The following is a 14,567-nucleotide window of genomic DNA, read 5'->3' as shown; positions in this document are numbered from 1 at the left end:
CGTTACTTCTTTGTGGAGTCCGGCCACCAGTTCACAGCTTGGACCGAGCCCTGACCTGAATTGCTGCCGCTAGCCGAGATGGCAGATGCAGCAGACAGGCCAGCGGCGGCCAGCGCACCGGCGACGAGGAGTGTTGCAAGGGTCTTCTTCATTAGGACTCCTGATACGTAAGAGGCTGATGTGACTCATGTGATGCAAGTTCAGTATAGGGGTAAGCGACACGCCGCGTTATAACAATTCGTTCATCCAATCACGGGCCTGTGCTATTCGGGCGCACCTGCGCGGGAGCTAGGGATTTCCTGCGGGAACATTGCGTAGGTCTTGCTTGCGCGGTTTGTTCGATTCCGCTTCCGCGGCAAAGGATAATTGAAGCATGCAACAAAACGCCGTTTCATCCTCGTACGTAGCTGCAGAGTTGCAGGCGCGCGAGCACCGGTCCAATCATGAGTTCCGAGAGGCCGCGATCACCGCGCAGGTGGCCGCTGAGATCGGCCGTGCGGAAGGCGACGGTGCGTCGTGGTGGGGCATGACCTTATTTGGGGCTGAGTGCCTGCTTGCCGCTGGCGACTTTGAGGCCAGCGCCGGAGTTGCTGGCTCCCTGCTGGAGCAACCCGGAGACGCAATGCCGCAGCTCCGAGCGCAGGTGCACATTCTCCTCGCAAAGGCGTATCAAGGACTCGGCCTCTTGGAGCAGGCAGCCGACGAGGCCAGGGCGGCGGCCGACCTCATGAACGGCGAGGACGACGTCGAAATCGCCGTCAAGGCCCGGCAGGCGCTCATTGCGGCGCTTGCCGACAGCGGGAGACTTGACGAAGCGTGGGCGGAAAGCCTCGTCATGGCCGACGTCATTTCGGGCGAAGTCGACGACCAAATCGTGGGTAAGGCGTACTGGGTCATCGGAAACGTCGCGTTCCTCTGCAGCAAAGTCGCGGAAGGGCTGCACTATCACGAGCTCGCCGCTGCGACCTTCTCACCGGCTCGAAACCTCACGGTCTGGGCCAAATTCAACAAGGCCTCCGCGGCCATGCGACTCGCTGCTGACGTTGCGGACTCTGACACTCTCCGCTGTATTGAACGCGCGGAACTTGCCACAGATGTCATTGGCGGCAGCCCCAACGACTTTCTGTTGTTGAAATTGAACCGCGGCCACTGGAACTACCTCGCAGGAGAATCCGCCGCAGCCGTCAAACTGCTCGAGCAGATTTCTGTAGATCTGGAAACGCCTTCGCCTCAGATTTTGGGAGAGGCATGCTTGCTGCTGGGCCGCTCCCACGCCGATTTGGGCAACTGGGCCGAAGCGCGGAAACACTTGCTGGAAGCCGCCGACCACTTTGAGAAGGCAGGAGCCCCGCAACGTGCGGAGCAGGCCCTTGAATTCCTCAAGGACGTACCCTGAACTCTCCACTGATGTGGAGTTGCCCTCCGCTGGTCGTGAGGACTGGACATAGGTCCACTTGGCCCAGTGTGCGTGCCGAGGAATGGGCATGTCCCGAGTTCTGCGCCCCGAGCTAGGGAGGAGTCCGGCGGGTGGATCCAGTGACGGACTTGTCCGGTGTTGGATCCTTGGTGAAAGCCGACCCCCTGTTGAGGCTCAGGAGCGGACATGTCCCGTGTTGGAAACCTGGTGCAAGCAGCCGGCCCCCTGTTGAGGCTCAGGACTGGGCATGTCCCACGGTCGGAGAATCGGCCGCGGCCTTGCGTCCCAGGAAGACGGCCGCGACGCCAGCCAGGAGGCTAAGCGCCAGAAGTGCCCAGCCGGCCACGGTGAGCCCGGACGCCAGGGCGACCTGACCGGCGTCGACGGTGCGGGCGGACATCATGGCATCGATCGCCGTGTTGCCCCACAGCCTGACCGCCGCAAAGAGCAGCGGCAGCGCCCACAGCGCCCAGCGCAGCGGCCTGCGCGCCACATTGGTGCCGATCAGCAGGAGCCACGTGAAGCCAAAAATCAGCGGGAAGAGCGTGCCGGCCGTCTTGTGGACGTAGCTCAACTGGCCCAGGGCATCGGCGTCCATGGCCGCGCGCAGGTGCGCCACGAACCCCGGGTCGAAGCCGCCGACCAGCGAATCGGGCATGGCCTGGCCGTCCGACAGCTGGGTGAGCTGGTTGAGCGTCAAGAGGTGCAGGTACCAGAACAGGAACACGCAGGCCACCACCCCGGCGATCACAATCAGGTTGCTGTTGCTCTGGGCCTTCTGCGGCGTCCGGCTGGTGGTCGGATTGATCACCGGAGGCAGATGGTGCTGGGGGACCGCCGCGTTCGCGCCGTGCTTCTTGATCCGCTGTGCGGGTGTCTTGGCCATGGCTCCATTATCGCCCGCCCGGCGCCGCGCCCCGCGCCGGCTGTTCAGTGCGAACGGGCGCCGATAGGCTGGAACGCGTGACCGAACTAGGAAAACACCGGCTTGGCCGGCACAGCACCGCAGATCTTGACCCGTCTTTGGATGACTATCAGCTGGCCGAGGCCCTGGTCCGTGAAGCCGGCACGCTGGCGTTGCTGATGCGGCAGGCGGGGCTTGAGGGCAGGCAGAAGACCTCCGTTTCGGATGTGGTGACGGCCGCGGATCACGCCGCCGAGTCGTACGTGCTGGAGCAGCTCCGGCGCTGCCGGCCCGATGACGCCGTCCTGGGCGAAGAGGGCGCCTCCGTGGCGGGCAGCAGCGGCCGGACCTGGGTCATTGACCCGGTGGACGGGACGTACAACTTCCTGCACGGGTCCACGTACTGGTGCTCGGCCATTGCCCTGAAGGACGCAACCGGGGCCAGGCTCGGAGCCGTCTTCCAGCCGGATGAGGACAAGCTCTGGCTCGGCGGGACGTCCCGGCCGGCCACGCTCAACGGCGAACGGCTGCTCACGTTCCTCCCCGGCGCCGCCGGAGGCACGGGGCGGTCGAACACTCCGGTCTCCGAACTCGGCGCCGCCACCTACATCCACCCGACCTGGCTCGCCGACCCGATGTGCGCCATGCCCTGGCACGCGGCGGCGACCTCGGCGGCTGCGCTGCGCATGTTCGGCTCCGGCTCCTGCGATCTCGGCCGGGTGGCAGACGGCGAGCTCGGCTGTTGGTTCCAGCACAGCTGCCCTGAATGGGACTGGCTGCCGGGCCAGGCCATCGTCGAGGCGGCCGGCGGCGCGACGGACGTCGTGCGGGTCAACGGACTCGACTGGTTCATCGCGGGAGGCACGACGGCGGTGCAGCAGCTGCGCGCCGCGCTCGCCTCAGGGGCGGTCCACTAGGCTTCCCGCGAGCAAATGGCGCCCCTCTGGCGGACATGCCCATTCCTCGGCGCAGGTCCGGGACATGCTCATTGTTTGGCCCAGGGCGCGGGGGACATGCTCATCCTTCACGCCAGGGGCCGGGCGTATGGGGATGGTGTCCGGTGGTGGCGGGCTCCGCGGGACATGCTCATCCCACAATCCGGCCCGCGGGGGACATGCTCATCCTTCACGCCAGGGGCCGGGCATATGGGAATGGTGTCCGGTGGTGGCGGTTTTCGCGGGACATGCTCATTCCTAGGTCCAGCGTCCGCGGGACATGCTCATTCCTCGGTCCGGCCTCCGGAGGACATGCGCATTATTCGCGCTGAGGGCCGCGCAGAAAGGGAATATGCCCATCGGGCGCGGGCGGCGGAGGGCATGTCCCGACGGGGCGGACGCGGCCGTCAGTGCCACCGCCTAGACTTAGATACACCATGGATATGTTGTTTGACCCTTACGCCGACGGACCCTTCCAAGCTGCCTCCACGGCGGCGGCAGGGTCTAAATCGCGGGCCGGGACCGGCCTGGCGGGCCAGGATTCAGCCTCGGGGCCGGCCCCGCACGGCACCGCCCAGACCGGCACGGGACACGGTACCGGACACGGCGCGGGGCACGGCACCGCCCGGGCAGGCGGCGCATCCGGCGCCCACGACGGAGACTGGGACCGTCCCCGGCTGCCGAACGCCAGCGAGCTCCTTGAGGGACTGAACCCGCAGCAGGAGGAAGCGGTCAAGCATGCCGGCGGTGCCCTGTTGATCGTCGCCGGTGCGGGGTCGGGCAAGACCCGGGTGCTCAGTAACCGGATCGCCTACCTCATCGCCACGGGCCGGGCGCACCACGGCGAGATCCTGGCCATCACGTTCACCAACAAGGCCGCGGCCGAAATGCGCGAGCGGATCGAACTGCTGGTCGGCGGCCGGGCCAAAACCATGTGGATCTCCACCTTCCACTCCTCCTGCGTCCGGATCCTGCGCCGCGAGGCCAAGAACGTCGGGCTGAACTCCAACTTCTCGATCTACGACTCCGCGGACTCGCTGCGCCTGATCACGCTCGTGGCCAAGAACCTGGACCTCGACCCCAAGCGGTTCGCGCCCAAGGCCATCCAGCACAAGATCTCCGCGCTGAAGAACGAGCTGATCGACGCCGACAGTTATGCCTCCAGCGCCAACCACAACGATCCCTTTGAGTCCGCCGTGGCTGAGGTCTTCAAGGGCTACAGCCAGCGGCTGCGCCAGGCCAACGCCATGGACTTCGATGACCTGATCGCCGAGACCGTCTACATGTTCCGGGCCTTCCCGGCGCTCGCCGACTCCTACCGGCGCCGCTTCCGGCACGTGCTCGTGGACGAATACCAGGACACCAACCACGCCCAGTACGCCCTGGTGCGCGAGATCGTCGGCGAGGGCCCCGGCGCCGCCGAGCTCACCGTCGTCGGCGATTCCGACCAGTCCATCTATGCCTTCCGCGGCGCGGACATCCGCAACATCGTGGAGTTCGAGAAGGACTATCCGGACGCCCGGACCATCAAGCTGGAACAGAACTACCGCTCCACCCAGACCATCCTCAGCGCCGCCAACTCGGTCATTTCCCGCAACCCCAACCGGCCGGAGAAACGGCTCTGGACGGCCGAGGGCGACGGCGAAAAGATCGTCGGCTACGTGGGCGAGAACGAGCACGACGAGGCCCAGTTCATCGCGAAGGAAATCGACCGGCTGCAGGACGAGGGCAACCTGCGCCCCGGCGACGTCGCCATTTTCTACCGCACCAACGCCCAGTCCCGGTCCATCGAAGATGTCCTGGTGCGTGTGGGCCTGCCGTACAAGGTGGTCGGCGGCACGCGCTTCTACGAGCGCAAAGAGATCAAGGACGCCCTCGCGTACCTCCGGGTGCTGGTCAACCCCGACGACGACGTCAACCTCCGCCGGATCCTCAACGAACCCAAGCGCGGCATCGGCGACCGCGCCGAGGGTGCCGTGGCCTCCCTCGCCGAGCGGGACCGCACCTCCTTCATGGCCGCGGCGAGGCGCGCCGACGAGGCCCCGGGCATGGCCACCCGCTCGGTCAACGCCGTGCTCGGCTTCGTGAAACTCCTCGACGACCTCGCCGAGGTCGCCTCCGGCTCGGGTGCGGCCGCCGCGTTGGAAGCCGTGCTGGAACAGACCGGCTACCTCGCGACGCTGCGCTCCAGCACCGACCCCCAAGACGAATCGCGGGTGGAGAACCTCGCCGAACTGGTCGCCGTCGTCCGGGAATATGAACGCGACAACCCCGAGGGCTCCCTCGGCGCCTTCCTGGAGCAGGTCTCCCTCGTGGCCGACGCCGATCAGATCCCCGATGCCCCGGGCGCGGACATCGACGCCGCGGTCGCGGAGGCGAAGCGCCTGGGCGTCGTCACGCTCATGACCCTGCACACCGCCAAGGGACTCGAATTCCCGGTGGTGTTCCTCACCGGCATGGAGCACGGGCTGTTCCCGCACCAGCGCTCGGCCACGGATCCCAAGGAACTGGCCGAAGAACGCCGGTTGGCCTACGTGGGTCTGACCCGCGCCCGGAAGCGTCTCTACCTGACCAGATCCGAGGTCCGCAGCATGTGGGGCCAGAGCCAGTACAACCCCGCCAGCCAGTTCATCGAGGAGATACCGGCCGAGCTCGTCGAGTGGAAGCGGGAAGGCACCAGCCGCCAGAGCGGCGGATGGGGCACCGGCGCCGGGATCGGTTCGAGCCGGTACGGCGGATCATTCTGGGGTGCCGGAACGGCCCGCGGCGCCGGCACCGGCCCGTCCGCAGGATTCAACGCCGATGTTCCCGCCGCGGTGGCCAAAAACAGGGTCCAGCCGCAGAAGGAAATCGTGGCCGTCAGCGTGGGGGACAAGGTCAACCACACGGCCTTCGGCAACGGCACGGTCCTGGCGGTGGAGGGCGCCGGGGACAAGACGGTCGCCAAGGTGAAGTTCGACGTCGGCGAGAAGCGGCTCCTGCTGCGCTACGCGCCGCTGACCAAGCTGGACGCCTAACCTCCCGGACGCCTAACCTCCCGCACCGGATGCCTAACCGCCGGCGCCCGCAGGCCCTACTGCGTCGGCTCTCCCGCCTCCGTGACGCATGCGGATCCGACGCCGCCGCGCAGCCCGTCCGCACGCCGTCGTGCACCCGAAAAGCCGCGTAATCTAGCGGTTTTTCTACGCTTCATAGAATAGTGTCCTTACTCACATAACGGGTACTCTGGGACGGGCTGGTCCGAACAGAGGACTAGAGTTCCCAGAGGAGCATTGCGCCGTGTGGCTCGTTTCCAAGCTTGTCGCAGGGTGCGTTTATTCCGCAGCCCGGTAACCGCGAGAACGTGGGGTCCGGCTGTACAGAAACTACTTCGACGTAGAAGGACACTAAACCGTGGACCTGTTTGAATACCAGGCGCGCGATATGTTCGAGGCGCACGGTGTACCCGTGCTTGCTGGCATCGTGGCGCACACCCCTGAAGAAGCAAAGGCAGCTGCCGAGAAAATCGGCGGCGTAACTGTCGTCAAGGCACAGGTTAAGGCCGGAGGCCGCGGCAAGGCCGGCGGCGTCAAGGTCGCCAAGACCGCTGACGAGGCATTTGAACACTCCACCAACATCCTCGGGATGGACATCAAGGGCCACACCGTTCACCGCGTGATGATCGCCCAGGGTGCTGACATCGCCGAGGAATACTACTTCTCTGTCCTCCTGGACCGGGCCAACCGCAACTACCTGGCCATGTGCTCGGTTGAAGGCGGCATGGAAATCGAGCAGCTCGCCGTTGAGCGCCCCGAAGCCCTGGCCAAGATCGCGATCGACCCGGCTGTCGGCATCGACCAGGCCAAGGCCGACGAAATCGTCGCCGCCGCAGGCTTCGCCGAGGAACTGCGCGGCAAGGTCGCCGGCGTAATCCTCAAGCTGTGGGATGTTTTCAAGAAGGAAGACGCCACCCTGGTGGAGGTCAACCCGCTCGTCCTCACCGGTGCCGGTGACATCGTTGCCCTCGACGGCAAGGTCTCCCTCGACGAGAACGCCGACTTCCGTCACCCCAAGCACGCTCACCTTGAAGACAAGGACGCTGCTGACCCGCTCGAGGCCAAGGCCAAGGCGCAGGACCTCAACTACGTCAAGCTGGACGGCGAAGTCGGGATCATCGGCAACGGTGCCGGCCTGGTCATGTCCACCCTCGACGTCGTTGCTTACGCCGGCGAGAACCACGGCAACGTCAAGCCCGCCAACTTCCTGGACATCGGCGGTGGAGCGTCCGCCGAGGTCATGGCGGCAGGCCTCGACGTCATCCTGGGCGACCCGCAGGTCAAGTCCGTCTTCGTCAACGTCTTCGGCGGCATCACCGCCTGTGACGCTGTCGCCAAGGGCATCGTCGGCGCCCTGGCCGAACTGGGCCACTCTGCGAACAAGCCGCTGGTAGTCCGCCTCGACGGCAACAACGTTGAGGAAGGCCGCCGCATCCTGGCCGAGGCCAACCACCCGCTGGTTACCCTGGCCGCCACCATGGACGAGGGCGCCGACAAGGCCGCCGAGCTCGCCTACGCAGCTAAGTAAAGGGACCCGACTATGTCTATTTATCTGAACAAGGACTCCAAGGTCATCGTCCAGGGCATCACCGGCGGCGAAGGCACCAAGCACACCGCCCTGATGCTCAAGGCAGGCACCAACATTGTCGGCGGCGTCAATGCCCGCAAGGCAGGCACCACGGTCCTGCACGGTGACAACGAAATCACCGTCTTCGGCACCGTCAAGGAAGCCATGGCCGAGACCGGCGCCGACGTCTCCATCGTCTTCGTCCCGCCGGCCTTCACCAAGGACGCCGTCGTTGAAGCCATCGAGGCCGGCATCGGCCTGGTAGTCGTCATCACCGAAGGCGTGCCGGTCCAGGACTCCGCCGAGTTCTGGGCCCTGGCCCAGTCCAAGGTGGACGCCAACGGCAAGCAGGTCACCCGCATCATCGGGCCGAACTGCCCCGGCATCATCACCCCGGGTGAGGCCCTCGTCGGCATCACCCCGGCCAACATCACGGGCAAGGGCCCCATCGGCCTCGTCTCCAAGTCGGGCACCCTGACCTACCAGATGATGTACGAGCTGCGCGACCTCGGCTTCTCCACCGCCATCGGCATCGGCGGCGACCCGGTCATCGGCACCACGCACATCGATGCCCTCGAGGCCTTCGAAGCCGACCCGGAGACCAAGGCGATCGTCATGATCGGCGAAATCGGCGGCGACGCCGAAGAGCGTGCCGCGGACTACATCAAGGCACACGTCACGAAGCCGGTTGTCGGCTACGTGGCCGGCTTCACCGCCCCGGAAGGCAAGACCATGGGCCACGCAGGCGCCATCGTCTCGGGTTCCGCGGGCACCGCACAGGCCAAGAAGGAAGCCCTCGAGGCCGCCGGCGTCAAGGTCGGCAAGACGCCGTCCGAGACCGCCAAGCTCCTGCGCGAAGTCTTCGCCACCCTCTAAGCTCGAAGCTCCACAAGCAAGACAGCATCAAAGCAACGCGGGGTCACTTACGGCCCATTCCACTCGCTGGGATGGGCGCGAAGTGACCCCGCGTTTCTTTGTTTAAGTCCGGGGTGTGATTCCTAGACCTTTGCCCCGGTTAGGACTTCTTCGAGCCGTTGGTAACCCTCGGACATGCCGCCCTCCATCCCGGACTGCGCCATGCCGTCGCGCGCCTCCATGCTGGGGTAGACCGCGCGGGCGATGAGCCGGGAGCGGCCGCCGCCGAGGTCTTCGAAGGTCAGGAACTCGATGCTCACCACGTCCGGATAGCCGTCGAATTCGAAGGTCTGGATGGCGAAGTCGTTCTCCCGGACGGTGTGGAAGACGCCGTTGAAAACGTAGGCGGTTCCGTCCGGGGCCGTATGGGTATAGCGGTAGCTGCCGCCGGTCCTGAAGTCGTAGTGGTCGATGCTCATCGCCATCCGCCGCGGACCGAGCCACTGGGCGAGGAGCTCGGGGTCCTTGTGCGCCCGGAAGACCTCGGAAACGGGAAAATCGAACTCGCGCTCGAAATCGATGAAGGGCAGCCCCTCGGGGACTGTCAGTGTCAGTGCATTGCTCATGATGCATCCTTTGCCTGGGTGCCGCCCCGGGCGGCGCGGGTTTCAAGCACGGCGTCGAGGCTGCGGAACTGCCCCTCGCGGACCAGCCGGTACTGGTCGATCCATGCGGTGAGTGCTTCTAGCCGTGCGGGATTCAGGTGCACGGGCCGGCGCTGGGCGTCACGGGTGCGCGTGACCAGCTGCGCCTGCTCAAGGACCTGGATGTGTTTCGAGACCGCCTGCTTGGTGATCGCGAAAGGTTCCGCCAATTCATTGACTGTGGCCGGACCCCGGCTCAGCCGGGCAATGATGCGGCGGCGGACCGGATCGGCAAGGGCCAGGAAGGCCGCGTCGAGCTCACCGTCGTCGCTGGAATCCATGGGTGCGGGGACCTCCTCGTCAGTTACCAACACTCAGAAATCAACTGCCCTGCAGCCAACCGAGTAATCAACGCATTCATTGATCAATCTCTAGGTTGTTAACGCTACGCCTCACCCATGGTCCGCGCAATACCCAAATGCGGGGTCACTTAGCGCCCGTCCTGCGCCCCGGGATGGGCGCTAAGTGACCCCGCGTTGCTTTGGGCGGCCGGGGATCCTTGCGCCGTCGGGAGAAGCTTTGTTAGTATGTCAGGACAAACTACAAAAGGAGATGCGAGTGCCTCTCGTGCGAATCGACGTCAACCAGGGCCGCACCCCGGAGCAGCTCCGCGGGCTCAGCCGGGGAATCCATGCCGCCATTGTGGCCGAATATGGCATCCCGGAGCGGGACTACTTCCATATCCTGACCGAGCACCCCGCGGGCCAGATTGTCGCCCAGGATGCCGGACTCGGCTTCGAGCGGACGCCGGATGTGGTCATGATCCAGATCTTCACCCAGGCCGGGCGCAGCCAGCCGGCCAAGCAGTCCCTGTTCGCCGCCATCGCGGAAAGGCTGGCCGCCGAGGGGGTCGCCGGCGAGGACGTCTTCATCGGATATGTCGAAAACACGGCGGGGGACTGGTCGTTCGGTTTCGGCCAGGCACAGTACGTCACGGGCGAACTCGGAGTCCCCGGCAAGTAGCCGGAAGAACCGTTCTGGGCCCCCGCGGCACCCAAGCCGCGGGGCCGTCGGGGCCCTCTGTGTCAAGTTGTAAATATGTCAGTACAAACCTTTGACAGTACATAGATTCTAAGGCAAAGTAGTGGATGTGGCCCGGCTCACGCCGGCCCCTAAGCACCGAAGCTCAGGCTGCGCAAAGGTACCGAGTTCACACCAGAAAGGTCCGCGATCACCGTGACCCACGAACTGCTCACGATCGGGCGCATCAGCGTTGATATCTACCCGAATGACATCGGGGTTGATCTGGAGGACGTCACGTCCTTCGGAAAATACCTCGGCGGATCACCGTCCAACGTGGCCGTCGCCGCCGCCCGCCACGGCCGCCGCGCCGCCGTCATCACCCGCACCGGCGACGACGCCTTCGGCAAATACCTGCACCGCGAACTGCGCAAGTTCAACGTGGACGATTCCTTCGTCACCGCCGTCAAGGAATGGCCCACCGCGGTCACGTTCTGCGCAATCAAGCCGCCCGAGGACTTCCCGCTTTACTTCTACGGACGGTTCCCCACGGCCCCGGACCTGCAGATCAAGGCCGAGGAACTGGACCTGGACGCTATCAGGGACGCAGGCATCTTCTGGTCCACCGTCACCGGCCTTTGCCAGGAGCCCAGCCGCACCGCCCACCTGACGGCACACCAGGCGCGGCCCCGCACCGGGCTAAAGCCGGGCCAGTTCACCATCCTGGACCTCGACTACCGGCCGATGTTCTGGGCCTCCGAGGAGGAAGCCCGGGAACAGGTCGCCAAAATCCTGCCGCACGTCACCGTGGCGATCGGCAACGACAAGGAATGCGCCGTCGCCGTCGGCGAGGGCACCCCGGACGAACAGGCCGACCGGCTGCTGGCCGCCGGCGTCGAAATCGCCGTCGTGAAGCTTGGCCCCGAAGGGGTCATGGCCAAGACCCGCACCGAACGCGTCGTCTCCGCCCCGGTCCCCGTGGAAACCGTCAACGGCCTCGGCGCCGGCGACTCCTTCGGCGGGGCCTTCTGCCACGGGCTGCTCTCCGGCTGGCCGCTGGCCCAGGTCCTGGACTTCGCCAACGCCGCCGGCGCCCTCGTCGCCTCCCGCCTGTCCTGCGCCGACGCGATGCCGACGCCGGAGGAAGTCACGGGCCTGCTCGCCGAACGCGGCCGCCTGGTACCCGGCACCTACGCCTCCGAAGGAGCATCACTGTGAGCGTCAACTCCGCCGCCGCCGCCACCCTTGGCGTGGACGATGATCCCCGCCGCTACGAGCACCTGAGCATCATCAGGCTCGAGGACCCGGGCGCGATCGCCCGCGCCGCGCAGGCCCGGCGCCGCCATCCCGGCCCCAAAGCCGGCAAGCAGAACTTCATCGTCGCCGCCGACCACCCCGCCCGCGGGGCCCTCGCCGTCGGCAGCGATCCCGTGGCCATGGCCGACCGCCGCCAGCTCCTGGACCGCCTGCAGATTGCCCTGGCCGACCCGGACGTCGACGGCGTGCTCGCCTCGCCGGACATCATGGACGACCTCCTGCTGCTTGGCGCACTCGAGGGCAAGCTGCTCTTCGGCTCGATGAACCGCGGTGGCCTCTCCGGCCTGGTCAACGAGTTCGACGACCGGTTTACCGGTCACACCGCGGCGGCGCTCGAGGCACTGGGCGCCGACGGCGGCAAGATGCTCACCCGCATCTGCCTGGGCGACCCGGACACGGTGGCCACCCTCGAAGCGACCGCGCGGGCCATCGACTCCCTCGCCGAGCGCAAGCTGATCGCCATGGTGGAGCCCTTCCTCTCCGTCCGCGAGAACGGTAAGGTCCGCAACGATCTCTCCACCAACGCGGTGATCAAGTCGGTCGCCATCGCCGAAGGCCTCGGTGCCAGCAGCGCCTACACGTGGATGAAGCTGCCCGTCGTGGCCGAGATGGAACGCGTCATGGCGTCCACCACCATGCCCACCGTGCTCCTCGGCGGAGACCCGGAGGGGAGCCAGGACGACGTCTTCGCCAGCTGGCAGGCCGCCCTCGCCCTCCCGGGCGTCCAGGGCCTCACCGTCGGCCGGACCCTGCTCTACCCGCATGACGGCGACGTCGCCGGAGCCGTGGCCACCGCCGCCACGCTGCTGCACCATGCCACCTCAGAATCCACCCGCACCGAAGAAGCATCGGAGTAACGTCCCATGGGAACAGCAACCCGCAGAATGACAGTCGCCCAGGCTGTGGTGGAATACCTGTCCAAGCAATACACCGTCGATTCGATCGGCGGCCAGGACTTCCGGGAACGCCTGATTCCGGGCACCTTCGGCATCTTCGGACACGGCAATGTTGCCGGCGTCGGCCAGGCCCTGAAGCAGTACCAGCAGCTCGATCCGACGATCATGCCGTACTACCAGGGTCGCAACGAACAGGCCCAGGCGCACCAGGCTGTCGGCTACGCCCGCCACACCCGGCGCCGCCAGACCTTCGCGATCAGCACCTCGATCGGCCCCGGCTCCTCAAACCTGCTCACCGGTGCAGCGCTGGCCACCACCAACCGGCTGCCGGTCCTGTTACTGCCGAGTGACACCTTCGCCACCCGGGCCGCCGACCCGGTGCTGCAGCAGCTCGAACAGCCCTATGCCTACGACATCACCGTCAACGACGCCTTCCGGCCGCTGTCCAAGTTCTTCGACCGCGTCTCCCGGCCCGAGCAGCTGTTTTCCGCGTTCCACCACGGCCTGCGCGTCCTGACCGACCCGGCCGAGACCGGCGCGGTCACGATCTCGCTGCCCCAGGACGTCCAGGCCGAGGCCTTCGACGTGCCCGAGGAATTCCTCGCCGAGCGCGAATGGCGGATCCGCCGCCCCGACGCCGACGACGAGGACATCCGCCGCGCCGCCGACGCCATCCGCGCCGCCAAGCGCCCGCTGATCATCGCCGGCGGCGGCGTGCTCTACGCCTACGCCAACGAGGAACTCGCGAAGTTCGTCGACCTGACCGGCATCCCGGTGGGCAACACCCAAGCCGGCGTCGGCGTCCTGCCGTGGGATCACAAGTTCTCCCTCGGCGCCATCGGCTCCACCGGCACGACGGCGGCCAACGCCATCGCCGCCGAGGCCGACCTGATCATCGGCATCGGCACCCGCTACGAGGACTTCACCACCGCGTCCCGGACCGCGTTCCAGAACCCGGACGTGAAGTTCATCAACATCAACGTCGCCGCGATCGACGCCTACAAGCACGGCACCTCCCTGCCGATCGTGGCGGACGCCCGCAAGGCCCTGATCAAGCTGAACCAGGCCCTCGGCGGCTACCGGATCGGCGTGGACCTCGAACAGCAGATCGCGAACGAGAAGACCCGCTGGAACGCCACCGTGGACGCGGCCTTCGACACCCGCTTCACCCCGCTGCCGGCGCAGAACGAGATCATCGGCGCCACCAGCCGGGCCATGGATCCCCGGGACGTCGTCATCTGCGCCGCCGGCTCCCTGCCGGGCGACCTGCACAAGATGTGGCGGGTCCGGGACCCGTTCGGCTACCACGTCGAATATGCCTACTCCTGCATGGGCTACGAGATCCCCGGCGGTCTCGGCGTCAAGCGGGCGGCCCTGGCCGAGGCCGCGAAGGGCGGGGCCCAGCGCGACGTCGTCGTCATGGTGGGGGACGGCTCCTACCTGATGATGCACACCGAACTCGTCACCGCCGTCGCCGAGCGGATCAAGCTGATCGTGGTCCTGATCCAGAACCATGGCTACGCCTCGATTGGCTCGCTCTCCGAGTCCCTCGGGTCCCAGCGCTTCGGCACCCAGTACCGCGCCCTGGACGAGGAACACCACAGCTTCGACGACGGCGAACGGCTCCCGGTGGACCTGGCCCTGAACGCCGAAAGCCTTGGTGTGAAGGTGATCCGGATCGAGCCGGGCGAAAAGGTCATCGCCGAACTCGAACAGGCCATCCGCGACGCCAAGGCCGCCCCCGAAAACGGCGGACCGATCGTTATCCACGTCGAATCCGACCCGCTGCTGGATGCCCCCAGCTCCGAGTCGTGGTGGGACGTCCCGGTCTCCCAGGTCTCCGAACTCGAGTCCACGAAGCAGGCCTTCCAGACCTACGTCGACCACAAGAGCCGCCAGCGCAAGCTGCTCGGCTGACCCTCCTTCATCACCACGAACCGCCCCAGACAAAGATAGTCACCGACCAAGGAAGTCCAT

13 protein-coding genes are annotated in these 14,567 nt (G+C 66.4%); 9 read left to right on the top strand and 4 right to left on the bottom strand.

Annotated elements, in window-relative coordinates:
• Nucleotides 1-2: 2 nt before the first annotated feature.
• Entirely contained in the window at nt 3-152 is a 150-nt protein-coding gene (locus C8D78_RS19760) for a hypothetical protein (RefSeq protein ID WP_167467947.1), read from the bottom strand.
• A gap of 221 nt (nt 153-373) precedes the next feature.
• On the opposite strand from C8D78_RS19760, the gene C8D78_RS17230 reads away from it, so the two are divergent.
• On the top strand, nt 374-1,396 hold the full coding sequence (locus C8D78_RS17230) for a tetratricopeptide repeat protein (RefSeq protein ID WP_120955096.1): 1,023 nt from the start codon (nt 374-376) through the stop codon (nt 1,394-1,396).
• Nucleotides 1,397-1,652: 256 nt separating this feature from the next.
• Here C8D78_RS17230 and C8D78_RS17225 read toward each other — a convergent pair whose 3' ends face one another.
• Nucleotides 1,653-2,303: a hypothetical protein gene (locus tag C8D78_RS17225; RefSeq protein ID WP_120955095.1), complete on the bottom strand. Its 651-nt coding sequence runs from the start codon at nt 2,301-2,303 to the stop codon at nt 1,653-1,655.
• 77 nt (nt 2,304-2,380) lie between these two features.
• On the opposite strand from C8D78_RS17225, the gene C8D78_RS17220 reads away from it, so the two are divergent.
• The 4 genes from C8D78_RS17220 to sucD all read left to right on the top strand — a co-directional run bounded on the left by C8D78_RS17220 (nt 2,381) and on the right by sucD (nt 8,734).
• Nucleotides 2,381-3,238: an inositol monophosphatase family protein gene (locus C8D78_RS17220; RefSeq protein WP_120955094.1), complete on the top strand. Its 858-nt coding sequence runs from the start codon at nt 2,381-2,383 to the stop codon at nt 3,236-3,238.
• 461 nt (nt 3,239-3,699) lie between these two features.
• Complete coding sequence (gene pcrA, locus C8D78_RS17215) at nt 3,700-6,273, top strand: DNA helicase PcrA (protein ID WP_425266719.1); 2,574 nt, start codon at nt 3,700-3,702, stop codon at nt 6,271-6,273.
• Between the two features lie 376 nt (nt 6,274-6,649).
• Complete coding sequence (sucC, locus tag C8D78_RS17210) at nt 6,650-7,819, top strand: ADP-forming succinate--CoA ligase subunit beta (protein WP_120955092.1); 1,170 nt, start codon at nt 6,650-6,652, stop codon at nt 7,817-7,819.
• Between the two features lie 12 nt (nt 7,820-7,831).
• Nucleotides 7,832-8,734: a succinate--CoA ligase subunit alpha gene (sucD, locus tag C8D78_RS17205; protein WP_120955091.1), complete on the top strand. Its 903-nt coding sequence runs from the start codon at nt 7,832-7,834 to the stop codon at nt 8,732-8,734.
• Nucleotides 8,735-8,856: 122 nt separating this feature from the next.
• Here sucD and C8D78_RS17200 read toward each other — a convergent pair whose 3' ends face one another.
• Both C8D78_RS17200 and C8D78_RS17195 read right to left on the bottom strand, forming a co-directional pair.
• Entirely contained in the window at nt 8,857-9,339 is a 483-nt protein-coding gene (locus tag C8D78_RS17200; protein ID WP_120955090.1) for an SRPBCC family protein, read from the bottom strand.
• On the bottom strand, nt 9,336-9,698 hold the full coding sequence (locus C8D78_RS17195) for an ArsR/SmtB family transcription factor (RefSeq protein WP_120955089.1): 363 nt from the start codon (nt 9,696-9,698) through the stop codon (nt 9,336-9,338). Before C8D78_RS17195 ends, C8D78_RS17200 begins: the two co-directional genes overlap by 4 nt.
• 277 nt (nt 9,699-9,975) lie before the next feature.
• Here C8D78_RS17195 and C8D78_RS17190 point away from each other — a divergent pair, with 277 nt between their 5' ends.
• The 4 genes from C8D78_RS17190 (at nt 9,976) to iolD (ending at nt 14,507) form a co-directional block, all read left to right on the top strand.
• Entirely contained in the window at nt 9,976-10,380 is a 405-nt protein-coding gene (locus tag C8D78_RS17190) for a tautomerase family protein (RefSeq protein ID WP_120955088.1), read from the top strand.
• Between the two features lie 213 nt (nt 10,381-10,593).
• Nucleotides 10,594-11,595, top strand: a complete 1,002-nt coding sequence (gene iolC / locus C8D78_RS17185) for a 5-dehydro-2-deoxygluconokinase (protein WP_120955087.1) — start codon at nt 10,594-10,596, stop codon at nt 11,593-11,595.
• Complete coding sequence (locus tag C8D78_RS17180; RefSeq protein WP_120955086.1) at nt 11,592-12,551, top strand: Cgl0159 family (beta/alpha)8-fold protein; 960 nt, start codon at nt 11,592-11,594, stop codon at nt 12,549-12,551. Before iolC ends, C8D78_RS17180 begins: the two co-directional genes overlap by 4 nt.
• A 6-nt stretch (nt 12,552-12,557) precedes the next feature.
• Nucleotides 12,558-14,507, top strand: a complete 1,950-nt coding sequence (gene iolD / locus C8D78_RS17175) for a 3D-(3,5/4)-trihydroxycyclohexane-1,2-dione acylhydrolase (decyclizing) (RefSeq protein ID WP_208641999.1) — start codon at nt 12,558-12,560, stop codon at nt 14,505-14,507.
• The last annotated feature ends 60 nt before the right edge of the window (nt 14,508-14,567 follow it).

This window comes from Arthrobacter oryzae (assembly GCF_003634095.1).
Classification (GTDB): domain Bacteria; phylum Actinomycetota; class Actinomycetes; order Actinomycetales; family Micrococcaceae; genus Arthrobacter; species Arthrobacter oryzae.
Note: the sequence above shows the minus strand (reverse complement) of the source record. Positions and strands in the feature narration are given on the sequence as shown.